Source organism: Saccharothrix australiensis (assembly GCF_003634935.1).
GTDB classification, from domain to species: domain Bacteria; phylum Actinomycetota; class Actinomycetes; order Mycobacteriales; family Pseudonocardiaceae; genus Actinosynnema; species Actinosynnema australiense.
The window spans coordinates 3,391,995-3,415,249 of the sequence record NZ_RBXO01000001.1 but is presented as its reverse complement, the minus strand read 5'-3'; the positions used below and the strand labels follow the sequence as shown (position 1 = coordinate 3,415,249).

Sequence of the window (23,255 nt, the reverse complement as noted above, 5' to 3'; positions counted from 1 at the left end):
GTGTGCTCCGCGCTTCGCAGTGGTCTGGGGTGGGCATCAGGCGTCGCCCTGGTCCAGGGCGAGGCGGACCAGGTCGTCGACGTCGAGGTCGTCGACGTCGACGCCGGCCGGGGTGGGTGCGTCCGCCGGGTCCCGCGCGAGGTCGAGCAGGACGCCGGCCAGTCCCGCCGCCCGCAGGCGGTCGAGCGGGATGGTGGCCAGGACGTGCCGCAGGTGGGCGTCCTCGTCGGACCCGGCCGCGTCGGCGGGCGCCAGCTCGGCGAGCAGGCGGTCCCGCAGGTCGAGCGGCGTCGGGTGGTCGAACACGACCGTGGCGGGCAGCGCGAGGCCGGTCGCGGCGGTGAGCGCGGTGCGCAGCTCCACCGCGGTCAGCGAGTCGAAGCCCAGCTCGCGGAACTGCCGGTCCACGTCGACCGCCGCGCCGGAGCCGTGCCCGAGCACGGCGGCGACCTGGTCGCGCACCACGTCCAGCAGGACGCGCGCGCGGTCGGCCGGCGGCAGCGCGGCGAGCCGCTCGGCGGTCGCCTCCGCGGCCTGCGCCACCGGTGCCGGTCGCGCCGGCGCGACCTCGCGGATCAGCGGGCGCGGCCGGGCCGCGGTGAACAGCTCGGCGAACCGGGCCCAGTCCACGTCGGCGACGACCACCGCGGTGTCGTCCGGCACCGCCCGCCACAGGGCGGTCACCGCGTCCGCCGGGTCCATCGGCCGCAGGCCGCGGGCACGGAGCCGTTCGGCGACGTCCTCGTCGGCGGCCATGCCGCTGCCCGCCCACGGCCCCCAGGCGACGGCCGTGGCGGCGAGGCCACGCGACCGGCGGTGCTCGGCGAGCGCGTCGAGGGCGGCGTTGGCCGCCGCGTACGCGCCCGACGTGGCGCTGCCCCAGACACCCGCGATGGAGGAGAACAGCACGAAGGCGTCCAGCGGCCGGTCGCCCAGCAGCTCGTGGAGGTGCCACGCGCCCGCGACCTTCGCGGCGCACACCTCGGCGAAGTCCTCGGGCGTCAACCGGTCCAGCGGCACGTCCTTGGTGACGCCGGCGGCGTGGACGACGGCGGTCAGGCCGTCCAGCGAGTCGAGCAGCCCGGCCACGGCGTCCCGGTCGGCCACGTCGCACGCCGCGACCGTGACCTCGACGCCCAGGTCCACCAGCTCGTCGCGCAGCCGCACCGCGCCGGGCGCGCCCAGGCCACCGCGGCTGGTCAGCACCAGGTGCTCCGCGCCCGCCCCGGCCAGCGCGCGGGCCACCCGCGCGCCCAACGCGCCCGTGCCGCCGGTCACGAGCACGGTGCCGCGCGGGGTCCACGTCGCGCCGGAGGCGGGGGCGGGCACCAGCCGGCGTGCCGTCACACCGGCCGCGCGCACCGCCACCTGGTCCTCGGAGCCGTCCGCCAGCACGGCCGCCAGCAGGCCGCCGATCCGCTCGTCCACGGTGGACGGCAGGTCGACCAGGCCGCCCCACCGCTCCGGGTGCTCCAGCCCGACGACCTGGCCGAGGCCCCAGATGCCGCCCTGCTCGGGCCGGACGCCGCCGACGACCTCGCGGGTGGCGCACCACAGCGGCGCGTCGACCCCCGCCCGGCCGAGCGCCTGCACCAGCGCGAGCGTCGCGGGTTCGGCGGGCAGCAACGACACCACGCCGGCGAACCCGCCCGCCGCGTCGGGCAGGGCGTCCACCGAGGCGGCGACGACGGTCGTGTGCCGGGCCAGTTCCGCGCGCACCGACGCCGCCCACTCGTCGCCGTCGGCGGCGACCACGAGCCACACCTGGTCGCGCAGGCCGCCGGCCACCGCGACCGGTGCCCACTCGACGCGGTACCGCCGGCCGTCCACCGCGGCCTGCTCGCGCTCGCGTTTGCGCCACGCCGACAGCGCGGGCAGCACGGCGTCCAGCGCCGCGGTGTCGGCCACGCCGAGGGTGTGGGCGAGGTCTTCGACGTCGCCGCCGGCCACGGCCGCCCAGAACCGCTCGTCCACCGGGTCGGCCGCGGGGCTCGGGGTCTCGTCGAGCCAGTACCGCCGCCGCTGGAAGGCGTAGGTCGGCAGGTCCGCGCGCCGAGCGCCCCGGCCGGCCAGCACCTTCCGCCAGTCCGCGCCCACCGCCGCCGCGGCGGACGTCACCGCGCGCGCCTCCGCGCCGTCGCGCAGGGCGGGCACCAGGACCGCGTCGGCGGGCAGCGACTCCGCCGCCATCGCCGTCACCACCCCGCCGGGCCCGACCTCGACGAACTTGGTCGCGCCCGCCGTCCACAGCGTGGTGACGGCGTCGGCGAACCGCACCGCCTGCCGCACCTGACCGACCCAGTACTCCGGCGAGCGCCACTCGTCGGTCACCGGCTTGCCGGTCACCGTCGACACCGCCGGAACCAGCAGTTCGCCGTACGCCAACGACTCGGCGATCACCCGGAACTCGGCCAGCATCGGCTCCATCAGCACCGAGTGGAACGCATGACTCACCACGAGCCGCTTCGTCTTGCGCCCACGCGCCGCGAAGCCCTCCGCGATCGCCAGCACTTCCTCTTCCACACCCGAGAGCACCACCGACGACGGCCCGTTCACCGCCGCCACCGACACACCCGGCGTCAGCTCGACCTCGTTCTCGGCGGCCTGCACCGCGACCATCGCCCCACCCTCGGGCAGGGCCTGCATCAACCGGCCACGCGCCTTCACCAACGTGGCGGCGTCCTCCAACGACAACACACCCGCCACATGCGCGGCGGCCAGCTCACCGATCGAATGCCCGGCGACGAAGTCCGGCTTCACGCCCCACGACTCCAACAGCCGGAACAACGCCACCTCAACCGCGAACAACGCCGGCTGGGTGTACTCGGTCCGATCGATCTCATCCGCGCCCAAGTCGCCCAACGGCATGTCGAACGCGGCGCACACCGCGTCGAAGGCTGCCGCGAACACCGGGAAGGCGTCGTACAGCTCACGGCCCATCCCGACGCGCTGCGCACCCTGACCCGTGAACAGGAAAGCCGTCGTGCCGGTGGCCCGTGCCGGGGCGCGACCGTCGGCGACCGCATCGAGCCCGGCGAGCAGTTCGTCCCGGTCCGCCGCCACGACGACGGCCGTCCGCTCCAGTGCGCCACGCCCGGTGGCGAGCGACCACGCGGCGTCCACCGGCGCGATGTCCCGCTCGACGAGGTGGTCGCGCAGGCGTCGTGCCTGGGCGCGCAGTGCGTCGTCGTCCTTGGCGGACACCACGACCGGCACCACGGGGCTGTGCACGGTGACGACGTCGGCGGGTGCGTCGTCCTCGGCGTGTTCGAGGATCACGTGGGCGTTGGTGCCGCTGATGCCGAACGACGACACCGCCGCCCGCCGCGCACGCCCCACCGCAGGCCACTCCCGCGACGCCGACAACAACTCCACCGCACCCGACGACCAGTCCACGTGCGGCGACGGCTCATCCACGTGCAACGTCTTCGGCAACACGCCGTGCCGCATCGCCATGACCATCTTGATCACACCGGCGACACCCGCCGCCGCCTGCGTGTGACCCAGGTTCGACTTCACCGAACCCAACCACAACGGCTCGTCACGGTCCTGACCGTAAGTCGCCAGCAAAGCCTGCGCCTCGATCGGGTCACCGAGCGTGGTACCGGTGCCGTGCGCCTCCACCACGTCCACTTCGGACGGAGTCAAGCCGGCGCTGCTCAACGCCTGCCGGATCACCCGCTGCTGCGAAGGACCATTCGGCGCGGTCAACCCGTTCGACGCACCATCCTGGTTCACCGCCGAACCCTTGACCACCGCCAACACCGGATGCCCCAACCGGCGAGCGTCCGACAACCGCTCCACCAGCAGCATGCCGACACCCTCACCCCAGCCGGTGCCATCGGCCGAAGCGGAGAAGGACTTGCACCGACCGTCCGGGGACAGGCCGCGCTGCCGACTGAAGTCGATGAACGTGTAAGGCGTCGACATGACCGTGACACCGCCGGCCAACGCCATGTCGCACTCGCCATTGCGCAGCGCCTGTGCGGCGAGGTGCAGTGCCACCAACGACGACGAACACGCCGTGTCCACCGTCACCGCCGGACCCTCGAACCCGAACGTGTAGGAAAGCCGACCCGACACCACGCTCGCCGCGGTGCCCGTACCGAGATAGCCCTCGACATCCTCGGGCACCGACGAGAGCCGAGCGCCGTAGTCGTAGTACATGACACCCGCGAACACACCCGTCCGACTGCCGCGCAACGACAACGGGTCCACACCAGCCCGCTCCAACACCTCCCACGACGTCTCCAGCAACAACCGCTGCTGCGGATCCATCGCCAACGCCTCACGCGGCGAAATCCCGAACAACCCCGCGTCGAACTCCGCCGCGTCGTGCAGGAAACCACCCTGATCCGTGTAGGTGGTGCCAGGGTGCGCGGGGTCCGGGTGGTAGAGCCGCCCGAGGTCCCAGCCCCGGTTCACCGGGAAGCGCGAGATCGCGTCCACACCGCCCGCGACCAGCTCCCACAACCCCTCCGGCGAGGACACCCCGCCGGGGTACCGACACGCCATGCCCACGATCACGACCGGGTCGTCGTCCACCCGTCGCACCACCGGGACGGCGGTCACGGGTGCAGCGCCACCCACCAGCTCACCGCGCAGGTGGTCGGCGAGCGCGGCCGGCGTCGGGTGGTCGAACACCAGCGTCGCGGGCAGCCGCAGGCCGGTCTCCCCGGACAGCGCGTTGCGCAGCTCCACCGCCGTCAACGAGTCGAACCCCAGGTCGCGGAACGACTTCGCCGCGTCGAGCAGCTCGTCACCGTATCCGAGCACCGCGCGCACCCGGCCGTGCACCACCTCCAGCAGCACGGCGGTCTGCTCCTCGGCGGTCCGGCCGGTCAGCCGGTCGACCAGGCCGTTCGCGGCGCGGTCGGCCCCGCGTGCCGCCGCCCGCCGCGCCGGCGCGCGGACCAGGCCGCGGAACAGCGGTGGCACGCCGTCGGCGCGGACCCGGTCGAGGTCGATCCGCAGCGGCACGACCAGCGCCCGGTCCGCCGCCAACCCGGCGTCCAGCAGCGCGAGCCCTTCCTCGGGCGAGAAGCCCGCGACGCCGGCCCGGTCGAGCCGGTCGCGGTCGGCGTCGGCCAGCGCGCCCGCCATGCCCTCGCCCGCCCACGGACCCCACGCCAGCGAGGTCGCGGGCAGGCCCAGCGCGCGGCGGTGCTGGGCGAGCGCGTCCAGGAACGCGTTCGCGGCGGCGTAGTTGCCCTGACCCGCGCCGCCGAACACACCGGCGGCCGACGAGAACAGCACGAACGCGGACAGCTCACCGGACAGCTCGTGCAGGTGCCACGCGGCCTCGGCCTTGGGCCGCAGCACCGCCGCGAGCCGCTCGGGCGTCAGCGACGACAGCACGCCGTCGTCCAGCACGCCCGCCAGGTGCACGACACCCGTCACGGGGTGGTCGGCGAACAGCCGGCGCACGGCCTCCCGGTCGGCGACGTCGCAGGCCACCCACTCGACCTCGGCGCCGGCGGCGGTCAGCCGCGCGGTGACGTCGGCCGCGCCGGGCGCCTGCGCGCCGCGCCTGCCCGCCAGCACCAGCCGGCGCACGCCGTGCCGCGTCACCAGGTGGTCCGCCACCAGCCGGCCGAGCGCGCCCGCCGCACCGGTCACCAGGACCGCGCCGGACCCGAAGTCGGGCCGGGCCGGGGTGGCGGTGGTGCGGGCCAGGCGCGGCACGAACACCGTGCCGTCCCGCAGGGCCGCCTCCGGCTCGCCGGCGGCGATCAGGCCGCCGACCAGCGCCGCGCCCGGACCCGAGCCGGCCACGTCGAGCAGCAGGAAGCGGTCCGGGTTCTCCGTCGCCGCCGACCGCACCAGACCGCGCGCGGCGGCGTGCCCCGCGCCGGGCACCTCCTCGTCCGTGACGGCCACCGCGTTCCGGGTCACCACGACCAGGCGCGTGTCGGCCAGGCGGTCGTCGGCGAGCCACTGCCGCAGCACCCCCAGCACGTCGGCCGCCGTCGCGCCGGCCAGGTGGGGCGGCGTGTCGGGGAGCACCAGCAGCGCGGCGTCCGGGGCCGCCGCCGCCACGTCGGCCACCGCGGCGTGCACGGGCAGCCCCGACCCGAACGGGTCGATGCCCAGCACGGCGACGCTCGCGTCCGCGTCCGGTGCGCGCCAAGGGGTCCAGGCGACGTGGAAGAGGTCCTGCGGTGCCGTCGACGCGACCGGTGCCGCCGGGCGCAGCGCCAGCGACCCCACCGAGACCACCGGGGCCCCGGTGGCGTCACACGCCTCCAGCGCGACCGTGCCCGGCCGGGTCGGCGTGATGCGCACCCGCAGGGACGTCGCCCCCACCGCGTGCAGCGCCACGTCCCGCCACGCGAACGGCAACCGGGGTCCGCCGCCCTCGTCGTCGTACGTCAGGCCACCGAGCGCGATGCCGTGCAGGGCCGCGTCCAGCAGCGCCGGGTGGATGCCGAACCGGGCGGCGTCGGCCGCCTCCGGCAGCTCGACCTCGGCGAACACCTCGCCGTCCCGCCGCCACGCCGCGCGCAGCCCGCGGAACAGCGGGCCGTAGGCGAGCCCGAGGTCCGCCAGGGCCGGGTAGAGGTCGTCCACGGCGACGGGTTCCGCGCCGGCGGGCGGCCACTCGGCGATCGGGGAGGGCACGGGCCTCGCCGGGGCGAGCGTGCCGGACGCGTGGACGGTCCACGGGTCGGTGTCGGTGTGGCGGGCGTGCACGGTCACGGTCCGGCGGCCCGTCCCGTCGGGTGCCGCCACGACCGCGTTGAACCGCACCGAGCCGCGGTCCGGCAGCACCAGCGGCGCGGACAGCGTCAGCTCCTCCAGGTGCGGCAGGCCCACCTCGTCGCCGGCCCGCAGCGCGAGTTCGACGAACGCCGTGCCGGGCAGCAGGACCGAGCCGGACACCACGTGGTCCGCCGGCCACGACCCGGCAGGCGCGGACAGCGCGCCGACGAACAGCACCGCGCCGGAATCGGGCGACTCGACCGCGGCGCCGAGCAGCGGGTGGTCCGCGTCGGACAGCCCGAAGGCCGCCAGGTCGCCCACCGGGCGCGCCGGCCGGGGCCAGTACCGCTTGCGCTGGAACGGGTAGGTCGGCAGGTCGACGCGCCGTCCACCCGCCACCGCGAAGTAGGCCGCCCAGTCCACGGCCGCGCCGCGCACGTGCAGGCGCGCCGCCGCCTCGACCGCGGTCCGCGCCTCGGGCCGGTCCTTGCGCTGCGCCGCGACGAAACCACCCGGCTCGGCGACGACCTCCTGGCCCAGCGCCGACAGCACGCCGTCCGGACCGAGTTCGAGGAACGTCCGCACGCCCTGCTCGTGCAGGGTTGTCACGGCGTCGGCGAACCGCACCGCCTGCCGCACCTGCCCCACCCAATATTCCGGCGACCGCCACTCGTCCGTCACCGGCTTGCCCGTCACCGTCGACACCGCCGGAACCAGCAAATCGCCGTACGCCAACGACTCCGCGACCTCGCGGAACCCGGCCAGCATCGGCTCCATCAACACCGAGTGGAACGCATGACTCACCGCCAACCGCTTCGTCTTACGACCCTGCGCCGCAAGCTTCTCCGCGACCGCCAGCACTTCCTCTTCCACACCCGACAACACCAGCGAGGAAGGCCCGTTCACCGCCGCAACCGACACACCCTCGGTCAAATCCAACTCAGCCTCGGTCGCCTGCACCGCGACCATCGCGCCACCCTCGGGCAACGCACCCATCAACCGCCCACGCGCCTTCACCAACGTGGCAGCGTCATCCAACGACAACACACCCGCCACATGAGCGGCAGCAAGCTCACCGATCGAATGCCCCGCAACAAAATCGGGCTTCACACCCCACGACTCGAACAACCGGAACAACGCCACCTCAACCGCGAACAACGCCGGCTGCGTGAACTCCGTCCGATCGATTTCACCCGCGCCCAACTCGCCCAACGGCATGTCAAGAGCAGCACACACGGCGTCGAACGCTTCCGCGAACACCGGGAAAGCGCCGTACAGCTCACGACCCATCCCGACCCGCTGCGCACCCTGACCCGTGAACAGGAACGCCACCTTGCCATCGGCAAGGTCATCGGTGACCACACCGGGTTCGACCACGCCCTCCGCGAAGCGGGCGGCGAGCGCACGCGGGTCGTCACCCAGCAGCACGGCCCGGCGCTCCAGCGCGGACCGGGTGGTGGCGAGCGAGTGCGCGACGTCGCGCGCCGGGGCGTCGAGCGACGCCAGGCGGGCGGCCTGGGCCGGCAGGGCGTCGGCGGCGCGGGCCGAGAGCAACCACGGCAGCGGGACGTCGCGCCCGGCGGCTTCCGGTGCCGGCTGCGCCGGGTAGTCCTCCACGATGACGTGCGCGTTGGTGCCGCTCACACCGAACGACGACACACCCGCGCGCCACGGCCGGTCCACCTCGGGCCAGGTCCGGTTCGCGGTCAACAGCTCCACCGCGCCGGCCGACCAGTCCACGTGCGGCGTGGGCTCGTCCACGTGCAACGTGCTCGGCAACACGCCGTGCCGCATCGCCATGACCATCTTGATGATCCCGGCGACACCCGCCGCCGCCTGGGTGTGCCCCAGGTTCGACTTCACCGAACCCAACCACAACGGCTCGTCGCGGTCCTGACCGTAAGTCGCCAGCAACGCCTGCGCCTCGATCGGATCGCCCAGGGCGGTGCCGGTGCCGTGCGCCTCCACAGCGTCCACTTCGGACGGTGCGACACCCGCGTCGGCCAGCGCCTGGCGGATCACCCGCTGCTGCGAAGGACCGTTCGGCGCGGTCAGGCCGTTGGACGCGCCGTCGGAGTTCACCGCCGAACCACGGACCACGGCCAGCACCCGGTGCCCTTCCCGCACCGCGTCCGACAGCCGGCGCACGAGCAGCACGCCGACGCCCTCGCCCCACCCCGTCCCGTCGGCCGCCGCCGAGAACGCCTTGCACCGACCGTCCGCCGCGAGCCCGCCCTGACGGCCGAACTCCGCGAAGGACTCCGGCGTCGACATCACCGTGGCACCGGCGACCAGGGCCAGGTCGCACTCACCCGACCGCAGCGCGCGGACGGCGAGGTGCAGCGCCACCAGGGACGACGAGCACGCGGTGTCCACCGTCACCGCCGGGCCTTCGAGCCCGAACGCGTACGCGACCCGACCGGACAGCACGCTGGCCGCGTTCCCGGTGCCCACGTAGCCGGCGACGTCGTCCGCCGACACCGACACCACGTCCGCGTAGTCCTGGCCGTTGGTGCCCGCGAACACGCCGACGCGACCGCCCCGCACCGTCGCCGGGTCGATCCCGGCCCGCTCGAACGCCTCCCACGACGTCTCCAGCAGCAACCGCTGCTGCGGGTCCATCGCCAACGCCTCACGCGGCGAGATCCCGAAGAAACCCGCGTCGAACTCCGCCACGTCACGCAGGAACGCGCCCACCGGCGTGTAGCCGGGGTCCTCACCCGGGGCCCAGTCGCGGTCGTCGGGGAAGGCCGACACCGCGTCGACGCCCGACTCCACCAGCCGCCACAGGTCTTCCGGCGAGGACACCCCGCCGGGGAACCGGCACGCCATGCCGACGATCGCCACGGGGTCGCCCGCGTCGACCGCCGCCGCGACCGGGGCCTCCGATTCGGCGCCGAACAGCTCGTCGCGCAGGTGCGCGGCGAGCGCCGTCGGGGTCGGGTGGTCGAACACCAGGCCGGCCGGCAGCTTCAGGCCGGTCGCGGTGCCCAGCGCGGTGCGCAGCTCCAGCGCGGTCAGCGAGTCGAAGCCGAGGTCGCGGAACGCGCGGTCCGGCGCGACCCGCGCGGCCGACGCGTGCCCGAGCACGGCCGCCGCCCGGGACCGGACCAGGTCGAGCAGGGCGGGCAGGCGGTCGGCGGCGGGCAGGTCGGCGAAGGCGTGGCGGGACGGCTCGGGCCGCGGCGCGGCGACGCGGGCCTCCGGCAGCTCGGCGAACAGCGCGGTGGGCCGGGTCGCGGTGAAGCCGGGCGCGAAGCGCGCCCAGTCGAGGTCGGTCACGGTCAGCGCGGCCCGGCGGTCGCCCACCGCGCGCAGCATCGCGTCGAGCGCGCGGTCCGGGTCCATCGGCGGCACGCCGGCGTCGCGCAGCCGGCGGGACAGGCCGGCGGCCATGCCGGACGCGGCCCACGGGCCCCACGCCACGGACGTGGCGGGCAGGCCGGCGGCGTGCCGGTGCTCGGCGAGGGCGTCGAGGTAGGCGTTGGCCGCGGCGTACGCGGCCTGGCCGGGGTTGCCGAGGGTGCCCGAGGTCGAGGAGAACAGGACGAACGCGTCCAGGTCGCCGGTCAGCTCGTGCAGGTTGCGTGCGGCGACCGCCTTGGCGCGCAGCACGTCGGCCAGGGCGTCGGCGGTCAGGTTGTCCACGACGGCGTCGGCGAGGACGCCGGCGGTGTGCACGACGGCGTGCACGGGGTGGTCGGCGAGCAGCGCGGCCAGGGCGTCCCGGTCGGCGACGTCGCACGCCGCCACCGTCACCTCCGCGCCGAGCCCGCGCAGCTCCGCGGCCAACTCGTCCGCGCCCGGCGCGCCCGGTCCGCGGCGCGAGGCGAGCACCAGGTGCTCCGCGCCCGAGCGGGCCAGCAGGCGCGCCACGCGCGCGCCCAGGGCCCCGGTGCCGCCGGTGACCAGGACGGTGCCCCGCGGCGTCCAGGGCTCGCCGGTCGCCGCCGTGCGGACCAGGCGGCGGCCCAGGACGGCGGACCGGATCGCCACCTGGTCCTCGACGCCCTGCGCGAGCACCGCGACGAACCGGTCCCAGGTGCGGTCGTCGACCTCGGCGGGCAGGTCGACCAGGCCGCCCCACCGCTCCGGGCGCTCCAACCCGACCACGCGGCCCAGGCCCCACGTCGCCGCGCCGGCGGGATGGGCGAGGTGGTCGCCGCGCCCGGTGGACACCGCGGACCGCGTCACCGCCCACACCGGCGCGTCGACCGCCCGGACGAGGTCGAGCAGCTTCGCCAGGCCGGCGGGCGCGGCGGGGTCGTGGTCGTCGAACGCGAGGAACGACACCACGCCCGCCACGGCGTCCGGCACCGCGCCGGTGGTCGGCACGACGTGCGCGCCGTGCCGCTCCAGCGCCCGCGCCGCCAGGGCGGCGAGTTCCGCGCCGTCCGGGTCGGCGGGCGCGACGACGGCCCACGTGCCGGACGGCGCGCCGGGCGGCAGGTCCACCGGGTGCCACCGCACGCGGTAGGTCCACGGGTCGGCGGTGTCGGCGACCGCGCCGGTCAGCCACAGGCGCTGCCGCTGGAAGGCGTAGGTCGGCAGGTCCACCCACCCGCCGCCGCCCAGGACGGCGTCCCAGTCGACGGCGATCCCGCGCACGTGCAGCGCGGCGACGGCGGTCGTGGCGGTCTCGGCCTCCGGCCGGTCGCCGCGCAGGGCGGGCGTCAGGGCGACGTCGTCGGGCAGGTTCTCGCGGCCCAGCGCGGACAGCACGCCGTCCGGGCCCAGTTCGAGGTAGGTCCGGACGCCCCGGTCGTGCAGCGCGGCGAGGGCGTCGGCGAAGCGGACCGGCCGGCGCACCTGGTCCACCCAGTACTCGGCGGAGGCCCACTCGGCGGACACCGGTTCGCCGGTCACCGTGGAGACGACCGGGATCGTCGGCGCGGCGTACGCCAGCCCCTCCGCGACCCGGCGGAACTCGGCGAGCATCGGCTCCATCAGCACCGAGTGGAACGCGTGGCTGACGGTGAGCCGCTTGGTCTTCCGTCCCTGCGCCGCAAGGCTCTCCGCGATCGCCAGCACTTCCTGCTCGACACCGGAGAGCACCACCGACGACGGACCGTTCACCGCCGCGACCGACACGCCCGGCGTCAGGACCAGCTCGTCCTCGGCCGCCTGCACGGCGACCATCGCCCCGCCCTCGGGCAGCGCGCCCATCAGCCGACCGCGCGCCTCGACCAGCGTGGCCGCGTCCTCCAACGACAGCACACCCGCCACGTGCGCGGCGGCCAGCTCACCGATCGAGTGCCCGGCGACGAAGTCGGGCTTCACGCCCCACGACTCGAACAACCGGAACAACGCCACTTCCACCGCGAACAACGCGGGCTGCGCGTGCTCGGTCCGGTCGATCAGCCCCGCGCCCGGATCGCCGAGCGGCAGGCCGAAAGCCTCGCGGACCGCGTCGAACGCCTCGGCGAAGACCGGGAACGCCGCGTGCAGCCCGCGCCCCATGCCCGCGCGCTGCGCGCCCTGACCGGTGAACAGGAACGCGAGCCCGCCCGACCGCACCGAACCGCGCACCACCGACGCCGAGGGCGTGCCGTCGGCCAGCGCGCGCAGGCCGGCGCGCAGCCCCGCCCGGTCACCCGCCACGACGACGGCGCGCTCGTCCAGCGCCGCCCGGCGCGTCGCCAGGGTGTGCGCGAGGTCCGGCAGGGCGGCGTCCACGTCCAGCAGCCGCCGGGCCTGCGCGGCCAGCGCCGCCGCGTCCTTGCCGGACACCGGGAACGCCCGCACGGCGCGGTCGTCGGCCACCGGCGTCGCCGGTTCGACCTCGGGCGCCTCCTCCAGCACGACGTGCGCGTTGGTCCCGCTCACGCCGAACGCCGACACCCCGGCCCGCCGCACCCGCTCGCCGCGCGGCCAGTCGCGGGCCTCGGTGAGCAGCCGCACCGCGCCGGACGCCCAGTCCACGTGCGGCGTGGGGGCGTCCACGTGCAGGGTCCTGGGCAGCCTGCCGCGGGTGAGCGAGAGGACGACCTTGAGCACGCCCGCGATGCCGGCTGCGGCCTGCGTGTGGTTGAGGTTGGACTTCACCGAGCCCAGCCACAGCGGCCGGTCGTCGGGGCGGTTGCGGCCGTAGGTGGCCAGCAGGGCGTGCGCCTCGATCGGGTCGCCCAGCCTGGTGCCCGTGCCGTGCGCCTCCACGAAGTCCACATCGGACGGTGCGAGCCCCGCGCTGTCCAGCGCCTGCCGGATCACCCGCTGCTGGGCCGGGCCGTTGGGCGCGGTCAGCCCGTTCGACGCGCCGTCCTGGTTCACCGCCGTGCCGCGCACCACGGCCAGCACCCGGTGACCGTTGCGCAGCGCGTCCGACAGGCGCTCCACCAGGACGACACCCGCGCCCTCGCCCCAGTTGGTGCCGTCCGCCGCCGCCGCGAACGGCTTGCACCGGCCGTCGGCCGCGAGCCCCCGCTGGCGGCTGAACTCGGTGAACGCGCCCGGCGTCGCCATCACCGTCGCGCCGCCCGCGACCGCCAGATCGCACTCGCGGTTGCGCAGCGCCTGCACGGCCAGGTGCAGTGCCACCAGCGACGCCGAGCACGCCGTGTCCACGGTGACCGCCGGGCCCTCGAACCCGAACGAGTAGGACACCCGGCCGGACAGCACGCTGCTCGCCGTGCCGGTGCCGATGTGCGCCTCCAGCTCGGCGGGCACCTTCCCCTGCGAGCCGTAGTCCTGCCCGTTGGTGCCGGTGTAGACGCCGGTCCGGCTGCCGCGCAGGGACAGCGGGTCCAGGCCCGCGCGCTCCAGCGCCTCCCAGGTGACCTCCAGCAGCAGCCGCTGCTGCGGGTCCATCGCCAGCGCCTCGCGCGGCGAGATGCCGAACAGCGCCGGGTCGAAGCCCGCCGCGTCGGCGAGGAACGCGCCCGAGTCCACGTAGGTGGTGCCCGGCCGGTCCGGGTCGGGGTCGAACAGCGCGTCGAGGTCCCACCCCCGGTCGTCGGGGAACGGGCCGACCGCGTCCGCGCCCGCGTCGAGCAGCCGCCACAGCTGCTCGGGCGTGTCGACGCCGCCGGGGAACCGGCACGCCAGGCCCACGATCGCCACCGGCTCGCGCGCGGCGTCCTCCGCCGCGCGCAACCGGTCGCGGGTCTCCCGCAGCTCACCGGTCATCCAGCGCAGGTGTTCGAGCAGCTTCTGTTCGTTCGACATCTCAGGGGTCCACCTCGTCACGGGGTCGGCGGGTCGTCAGGACTTGCCGAACTCCGTCTGGATCAGCTCGAACAGGTCGTCGGCGCTGGCGGTGGCCAGCTCGCCGCGGTCCGCGCCGCCGTGCAGGCGCGACGCGAGCGCCCGCAGGCGGGCGGCGAGCGCGGCGTGGTCGCCCTCGGGCAGCCGCGCCACCGCGCCCTCCAGGCGGTCCAGGTCGGCCAGCGCGGCGGCGACCGGGTCGGCGGGCGCGCCGCCGACTTCGCCGCGCAGGTGCTCCGCCAGGCGGGCCGGGGTCGGGTGGTCGAACACCAGCGTCGGCGGCAGCGCCGCGCCGGTCGCGCCCGCCAGGGCGTTGCGCAGCTCGACGGCCGTCAGCGAGTCCACGCCCAGCTCCTGGAACGAGCGGTGCGGCTCGACGTGGTCGGGTCCGGGGTAGCCGAGGACCAGCGCCACCTGCTCCCGCACCAGGCGCAGCACCGCCTGGTCCAGCTCCGCGCCCGCGAGGCCGGTCAGCCGGTCCGCCGGTGCGGCCTGCTCCGCCCGCGCCGCCGGCTCGTCGGGCACCAGCTCGGCCAGCACCGGGCCGGGCGCGCGGAACCGCGCCCAGTCCACGTCGGCGACGGTGACCGCCGGGTCGCCCGCCGTGAGGGCCCGGTCGAGGGCGGCCAGCGCCCGGTCCGGGTCCAGCGCGGCGACGCCGTCGCGGGCCGTCCGCTCGGCCAGGTCGGCCGCCATGCCGCCGCCCGCCCAGGGGCCCCACGCCACCGACGTGGCGGGCAGCCCGGTCAGGGCGCGGTGCTCGGCGAGGCCGTCGAGGTAGGCGTTGGCGGCGGCGTAGTTGGCCTGGCCGGGGTTGCCCAGCGTCGCCGACATCGAGGAGAACAGGACGAACGCGTCCAGGTCGCCGGTCAGCTCGTGCAGGTGCCGCGCGCCGTCGGCCTTGGCCCGCAGCACCTCGCGGACCCGGTCGGGGGTGAGGCCGTCGAGCACGCCGTCCGCGAGGACGCCCGCGGCGTGGAACACCGCGGTCGGCGGCTGCGGCAGACCGGCCAGGAGGGCGGCGACGGCGTCCCGGTCGGCCACGTCGCACGCCGCGAGCGTCACCTCGACGCCGCGCGCGGACAGCTCGGCGACCAGGTCCGCGGCGCTCCCGGCGGACGCGCCGCGCGACACCAGCACCAGGTGCTCCGCGCCGCGGTCGGCGAGCCACCGCGCGGTGGCGCGGCCCAGCGCGCCCGTGCCGCCGGTGACCAGGACCAGGCCGCGGGCGGTCCAGGTCGCGGGCGCGAGCCGGGACCGGGTGAGGCGGCGGGCCAGCAGGCCCGCGCCGCGCACGGCCACCTCCGGCTCGCCCGAGCCCAGCGCGCCGGCGGGCACGGCGTCCGCGCCCGCGGGCAGGTCCACCAGGCCGCCCCAGCGGTCCGGGTGCTCCCGCGCGACGGTGCGGCCCAGGCCCCACACGGCGGCCTGCGCCGGGCGCACCTCCCGGTCCGCCGGGTCGGCCGCGACCGCGCCGCGGGTCACCGCCCACAGCCGGGCGGGCACGCCGACGTCGCCGAGCGCCTGGACCAGCGCGACCGTGTCGGCCACGCCGCGGTCCTCGGCCAGCGCCAGCAGCGACACGACACCGGCCAGCGGCTCCACGAGGTCCAGCAGCACGTCCCGCAGCCGGTCGGCGAGCACCGCCCGGTCGGCGGGGCCGTCGACGGTCAGCACCGGCCCGTCGTGCCGGACACCGTGGTCGACGCCGGCGGGCGCGACCGCGAGCCACACGCCGGGCGGCGCGTCGCCCGCACGCACCGGCCGCCACGCGGCGCGGTGCCGGAGCGGGTCGGCGGCATCGGTCGCCGCCGGTTCGGCCAGCCAGTACCACTGGCGCTGGAACGCGTAGGTCGGCAGGTCGACCCGCCGCGCGCCGCGCCCGGCCGTCACCGCGGACCAGTCCACCGCCGCGCCGCGCGCCCACACCTGCGCCACCGCCGTCGTCAGCGCCTGCACCTCGCCGCGCTTGGCGCGCAGCGCGGGCGCGAGGACGACGTCGCCGTGCAGGCTCTCCCGCGCCATCGCGGACAGCACGCCGTCCGGGCCCAGCTCCAGGAACGACGTGGCGCCCTCGGCGTGCAGCGCGGCGACGGCGTCGGCGAACCGGACCGGCCGCCGCACCTGCTCGACCCAGTAGTCCGGCGACCGCCACTCGCCCGCCACCGGCTTGCCGGTCACGGTCGACACCACCGGCACGGTCGGCTCCGCGTAGGCCAGGGTCTCGGCGACGCGGCGGAACTCGTCCAGCACCGGCTCCATCAGCGGCGAGTGGAAGGCGTGGCTGACGACCAGCCGCCGCGTCTTGCGGCCCCGCGCAGCCAACTGCTCCGCGATACCGGCCACCACCTCCTCCGCGCCGGACACCACCGCGGAACCCGGCCCGTTGACCGCCGCCAGCGACGCGCGCGACTCGTGGCCCGCCAGCAGCGGCAGCACCTCCTGCTCGGTGGCCTGCACGGCGAACATCGCCCCGCCGGGCGGCAGCTCCTGCATCACCCGGCCGCGCGCGGCGACCAGGCGGGCCGCGTCCGGCAAGGAGAGCACACCCGCCACGTGCGCGGCGGCCAGCTCGCCGATCGAGTGGCCCGCGACGAAGTCCGGCCTGATCCCCCACGACTCGACCAGCCGGAACAGCGCCACCTCCACCGCGAACAGCGCGGGCTGCGTCCACGCCGTGCGGTCCAGCAGGTCGGCGCGCTCGAAGACCACCTCGCGCAGCGGTGTCGCGAGGTGCCGGTCCAGTTCCGCGCACACCGCGTCGAACGCCTCGGCGTAGGCGGGGAACGCCTCGTACAGCTCGCGACCCATGCCCAGCCGCTGCGCGCCCTGGCCGGTGAACAGGAACGCGAGGCCGCCGTCGGTGGCCACGCCGCGCACCACGTGCCCGGCCTGCCGGTCCCGCGCGACCGCGTCCAGCCCGTCGCGCACCTCCTCGGTGCTCGCGGCGACCACGACGGCGCGGTGGTCCAGCGCGGCCCGGCCGGTGGCCAACGACCAGGCGAGGTCGGCGGCGGGCACGTCCGGGTCGGTGGTCAGCAGCCGGGCCGCCTGCGCCCGCAGCGCCTCCGCGCCGCGACCCGACACCACCACGGGCACGACGGGCGTGCGCACGGTGGTCTCCGGCTGCTCCGCCTCGACGGCGGGCGCTTCCTCCAGCACCAGGTGGGCGTTGGTGCCGCTGATGCCGAACGACGACACGCCCGCCCGGCGCGGACGACCCGCCTCGGGCCACGGCCGGTTCTCCACCAGCAGCCGCACCGCACCCGCCGACCAGTCCACGTGCGGCGAGGGCTCGTCGGCGTGCAGCGTCCTGGGCAGCACGCCTTCCCGCAGCGCCATGACCATCTTGATGATCCCGGCGACACCCGCCGCAGCCTGCGTGTGACCGATGTTCGACTTCACCGAACCCAACCACAGCGGCTCGTCGCGGTCCTGCCCGTAGGTCGCCAGCAACGCCTGCGCCTCGATCGGGTCACCGAGGGCCGTGCCGGTGCCGTGCGCCTCCACGACGTCCACATCGGACGGTCGCAGGCCGCCACTCGCCAGCGCCTGCCGGATGACCTTCTGCTGGGCGGGTCCGTTCGGCGCGGTCAGGCCGTTCGACGCGCCGTCCTGGTTCACCGCCGAGCCGCGGACCACCGCCAGCACGGGGTGCCCCAGCCGCCGGGCGTCCGACAGCTTCTCCACCAGCAGCACGCCGACGCCCTCGGCCAGGATCATGCCGTCCGCGCCGGCCGCGAACGCCTTGCACCGCGCGTCGGCCGCCAGGCCGCGCTGCCTGCTGAACCCGATGAACGGCATCGGACCGCCCATCACGGTCGCGCCGCCTGCCACGGCCATCGCGCACTCGCCCGACCGGACCGCCTGCGCCGCCAGGTGCAGGGCGACCAGCGCCGACGAGCACGCCGTGTCGACGGTGACCGCCGGGCCCTCCAGGCCGAGGAAGTACGACAGCCGCCCGGACAGCACGCTGGTCGCGTTGCCGGTCAGCAGGAAGCTCTCGGTCGCGTCCTGCGCGGTCGCGCCGTAGTCCATGAACCCGGACCCGATGAACGCGCCCACCGGCGCGCCGGCCAGCGACGTCGGGTCGATGCCCGCCCGCTCGAACACCTCCCACGTGGTCTCCAGCAGCAGCCGCTGCTGCGGGTCCATCGCCACCGCCTCGCGCGGCGAGATGCCGAAGAACGCGGCGTCGAACTCGCCCGCGTCGCGCAGGAAGCCGCCCTCGCGGACGTAGGTGGTGCCGGGGTGGTCGGGGTCGGGGTGGAACAGCGCGTCGACGTCCCAGCCGCGCCCCGGCGGGAACGGGGTGATGGCGTCGCCGCCCTCGGCGACCAGCCGCCACAGCTCCTCGGGCGACGCCGCGCCGCCGGGGAAGCGGCAGGCCATGCCGACGATCGCGATGGGCTCGGCGCTCGGGGTCGCGGCGGGCACGTCGGCCTGCTCCCGCGCGTGGCCCGCGAGTTCGCCGTCGAGGTACGCGACCAGCGCGTTGGGCGTGGGGTGGTCGAACACCAGCGTGGCGGGCAGTCGCAGGCCGGTGGCGGCGACGAGCCGGTTGCGCAGCTCGACGGCGGTCAGCGAGTCGAAGCCGAACTCGCGGAACGCCCGCGCGGTGTCGAGGTTGGCGGCCGAGTCGTGGCCGAGGACGGCCGCGGCGTGCGCGCGCACCAGGTCCAGCAGGGCGCGCTTGCGCTGCGCCGGCGGCAGGGTGGCCGGCCCGCCGGAGGTCACCCGCTCCGGTCCCGCCAGGGCGCGCCGGGCCTCGGGGACGTCGGCGATGAACCGGCTGGGCCGCGCCGAGGTGAACACGGGGACGAAGCTGTCCCAGTCGACGTCGGCGACCGCGCGGAACGGCTCGCCGTCCTCCAGCACCTGCCGCAGGCCGCTCAGCGCGATGTCCGGGTCGATGAACGCCAGGCCGCGCTTGACCATCTGGGCGGCGTCGATGCGCGACGCCGTCTCGTGCTCGTCCCAGATGCCCCACGCCACGGAGGTGGCGGGCAGGCCGTCGGCGTGCCGCTGCTGTGCGTAGGCGTCCAGGAACGCGTTGGCGGCGGCGTAGGCGGCGTGCTCGCCGCTGCCCCACACGCCCGCGATGGACGAGAAGAGGACCAGGTCGCGCAGGTGGGTGTGGTCGAGCAGGTCGCCGAGGTGTACCGCGCCCGCGACCTTCGCGCGCACGGTGTCGGCGAACTGCTCGACCGTCGTCTCCGCCAGCGGCACCAGTTCGATGAAGGCCGCGGCGTGCACGGCGGTCCCGATCTCGTGGCCCGCGTCGGCGAGCCGGCGCAGCAGGGCGGCGACGGCGTCCCGGTCGGCGACGTCGCACGCCTCGACCGCGACGTCCACGCCCCGCTCGGCCAACTCGGCCGCCAGTCCGTCGACACCGCGCCCGCTCCGGCTGGTCAGCACCAGGCGGCGCGCGCCCTGGTCGGCGAACCAGCGGGCGATGGTCGGGCCGATGGCCCCGGTCGCACCGGTGATCAGCACGGTGCCGGTCGGCTGCCACGGCGTGCCCGCGCGGCGGGCGCGCGGGTCGCGGACCAGGCGGCGGGCGTGCGCGCCGGTCGCCCGGAGCGCGACCTGGTCCTCGTCCGTCCCGCCGCCGAGCACGGCGGACAGCGCGGCCAGGGCGGCGGCGTCCACGGCCTCGGGCAGGTCGACCAGGCCGCCCCAGCGGCGGGCGTGCTCCAGCGCGGCGACCAGGCCGACGCCCCACGACTGGGCCTGGGCGGGCCGGTCGAGCCGTTCGCCGCCGACCGCCACCGCGCCGCGGGTCAGCACCCACAGCGGCGCGTCGACGCCCGCGTCGCCCAACGCCTGCACGAGGACGACCGTCGCCGCCAGGCCGTCGGTGATCCCGGTCGCGTGGACGCCCTCGGCGAGGGCGAGCAGGGACACGACACCCTCGACCGCACCACCGCCGACCGCGCCACCCTCGACCACGGCACCGTCCGCCGCACCACTGTCGACCGCGGCACCGTCCGCCACGGCACCGTCGGCCACGGCAGCGCGGATCGCGGCGGCCACCGCGTCCCGGTCGCCGTCGGTGCCGACGTCCACCCGCACGACGTCGCCGAACACGCCCAGCACGCCGTCGACCCAGGGGTGCTCGACCCCGGCGGGCACGACGGCCAGCCACCTCCCGGACGGCGTGGTCGGGCGCAGCCCGGCGAGCCGCGGCCACTCCACCCGGTACCGCCAGTCGTCGACGGTGGACGAGGCGTGCCGCTGCCTGCGCCACGCCGACAGCACGGGCAGCGCGCCGCCGAGCCGTTCCCGGTCGTCGTCGGAGCCGGCGAGCACGGCGTCCGCCAGCGCGGGCAGGTCCTCCCGCTCGACGGCGGCCCAGAACGCCGCGTCCTCCGGGTCCGCGGCGGTGGTCGCGGGCGCGTCGAGCCAGTAGCGGTCGCGCTGGAAGGCGTAGGTCGGCAGGTCCAGCCGGCGGCGCTCGCCGCCGAGCACGGCCGTCCAGTCCAGGTCCAGCCCCGCCAGGTGCGCCTCCGCCAGCGACGTCAGGAACCGGGGCAGGCCGCCGTCGTCGCGGCGCAGGGTGCCCAGCACCGCCGCGCCGCTGTCGAGGTCCTCGACCGTCTCGCGCAGGCCCGGCGTGAGCACCGGGTGCGGGCTGGACTCGACGAAGAACCCGAACCCGTCGGCCGCCAGGCGCTCGACGGCCGTGCGCAGCAGCACGGTCTGCCGCAGGTTGCGGAACCAGTAGTCGGGCGTCAGCTCGGCACCCGTCAGCGCGGTGCCGGTGACCGTGGAGTACAGCGGGATCGCGCCTTCGACGGGCGTAATGCCCGCGAGGCCGGACAGCACCTCGTCCCGCACCCGCTCGACGTGCGCGCTGTGCGAGGCGTAGTCCACGGCGACGCGGCGGGCGCGCACGTCGTGCTCGGCGCAGTGCGCGAGCCACTCGTCCAGCGCATCCCGGTCACCGGACACCACGACGGACGCCGGCCCGTTCTCCGCCGCGACCGACAGGCGGCCCGCCCACGGCGCGATCAGCTCCGCCGCGTCCTCGGCGGACACCGCGACCGACGCCATGCCGCCGTCGCCCACGACGGCCCGCAGCGCACGCGACCGCAGCGCCACGACCTTCGCCGCGTCCGCCAGCGACAGCGCGCCCGCCACGCAGGCGGCGGCGATCTCGCCCTGCGAGTGCCCGACCACCGCCGCCGGCCGGACCCCGTGCGCCCGCCACACCTCGGCCAGCGACACCAGCACCGCGAACAGCAGCGGCTGGATGACGTCGACGTCGTGGTCCTCGCGCGCCTCGCGCAGCACCGACACGGCGTCCCACCCGGTGTGCGGGCGCAGCGCCTCGGCGCACTCGGCCATCCGCGCGGCGAACACCGGCGACGACTCCAGCAGCTCGACGCCCATACCCGGCCACTGGGAGCCCTGGCCGGGGAACACGAACGCGACCTTCCCCGACGCCGTCGCCCGCCCGCTCGCGACGCCCGGCGACGCGGGCACGCCCCGCGCCAGCTCGTCCAGGCCGCGCACCAGCTCGCCCCGGCTCTCCGCGACCACCGCGGCCCGCCGCGCGAACCGCGACCGCGACACCGCGAGCGACCACGCCAGGTCCGCGGGCGTCACGCCGCGGTCGCCCTCCACGAAGTCACGCAGCCGGGCCGCCTGGGCGCGCAGCGCCTCCTCCGTCCGCCCGCACACCACCACCGGCACGGGTCCGTTGTGGACGGCCGCGAGCTTCGGCTCCGTCGACGGCGGCTGCTCCAGCACCACGTGCGCGTTCGTCCCGCTGACCCCGAACGACGACACGGCGGCCCGGCGCGGCCGGTCGGACTCGGGCCACCGCCGCGCCTCCCGCAGCAGCTCCACCGCGCCCGCCGACCAGTCCACCGCCGGCGTCGGCTCGTCGGCGTGCAGGGTCTTCGGCAGCACGCCGTGCCGCATCGCCATGACCATCTTGATCACGCCGCCGACACCCGCCGCCGCCTGCGTGTGCCCGACGTTGGACTTGAACGAGCCCAGCCACAGCGGCCGGTCGGCGGGCCGGTCGCGCCCGTAGGTCGCCAGCAGCGCCTGCGCCTCGATCGGGTCGCCCAGGGTCGTGCCGGTGCCGTGCGCCTCGACCGCGTCGACGTCCGAGGTGGACAGGCCGGCGCGGGACAGCGCCTGCTGGATCACCCGCTGCTGCGACGGCCCGTTGGGCGCGGTCAAGCCGCTGCTCGCGCCGTCCTGGTTGACCGCCGAACCGCGCAGCACCGCCAGCACCGGGTAACCCAGGCGCTGCGCCTCGGACAACCGGGCCAGCAGCAGCATCCCGGCGCCCTCGGCCCACCCGGTGCCGTCCGCGCCCGCGCCGAACGCCTTGCACCGACCGTCCGGCGACAGCCCGCGCTGCCGGCTGAACTCCACGAAGGTGTCCGGGGTGGACATCACGGTCACGCCGCCCGCCAGCGCCAGCCCGCACTCGCCCTGGCGCAGCGCGTGCGCGGCCAGGTGCAACGCGACCAGCGACGACGAGCACGCCGTGTCCACCGTCACCGCCGGCCCCTCCAGGCCGAGCGTGTAGGCGACCCGGCCGGACGCGATGCTGCCCGCGCTGCCGTTGCCCAGGTAGCCCTCGAACTCCGGCAGGTCGGCGTTCATCAGCCGCGCGCCGTAGTCGTTGTACATGACACCGGCGAACACACCGGTCCGGCTGCCCCGCACGGAAGACGGGTCGATGCCCGCGCGCTCGATCGCCTCCCAGGACGTCTCCAGCAGCAGCCGCTGCTGCGGGTCCACGGTCAGCGCCTCGCGGGGGCTCAGCCCGAAGAACTCGGCGTCGAACAGGTCCGCGTCGTGCAGGAACCCGCCGTGCCGCGTGTAGGTGGTCCCGGCCTGCTCGGGGTCGGCGTCGTACCGCACGTGCCAGCCCCGGTTGGTCGGGAACTCCGAGATGGCGTCACCGCCCGCCTCGACCAGCCGCCACAGGTCGTCGGGCGAGCCGACCCCGCCGGGGTAGCGGCACGCCATCCCGATGATCGCCACCGGCTCGTGCAGCCCGGATTCGGCCTCCTGCAACCGTTTCCTGGTCTGCGCGAGATCGGCGGTGACCCGCCGGAGGTAGTCGCGGAGCTTTTCCTCGTTCGACATTCCAGGCCACCTCTTCGCGCGGATGAACCGACGGACACGCGGGCACCGGTGTCCCGGACGACCACCGCGACAAGCCCCGGGGCGCACGAAACCCGCTGCGGCTTGCGCGTTCGCACGCTATGAACGCCCGAATCCGGCGGACAACCCCTACCGGGCCCCTAGTATTCGGCCCGACTGTGTCTGATGGCCCGACTCCGTCGGGCGGCTCGGCCGCCTGTTGGTCGGCGGCTCAC

At 76.2% G+C, this 23,255-nt stretch carries 2 protein-coding genes; both read right to left on the bottom strand.

The genetic code is table 11. From position 1 onward, the window contains the following. Positions 1-36: 36 nt before the first annotated feature. Complete coding sequence (locus C8E97_RS15370) at positions 37-13,866, bottom strand: type I polyketide synthase (RefSeq protein ID WP_121006128.1); 13,830 nt, start codon at positions 13,864-13,866, stop codon at positions 37-39. A gap of 36 nt (positions 13,867-13,902) precedes the next feature. Continuing rightward, complete coding sequence (locus C8E97_RS15365) at positions 13,903-23,046, bottom strand: type I polyketide synthase (protein ID WP_425470669.1); 9,144 nt, start codon at positions 23,044-23,046, stop codon at positions 13,903-13,905. Positions 23,047-23,255: the final 209 nt, after the last annotated feature.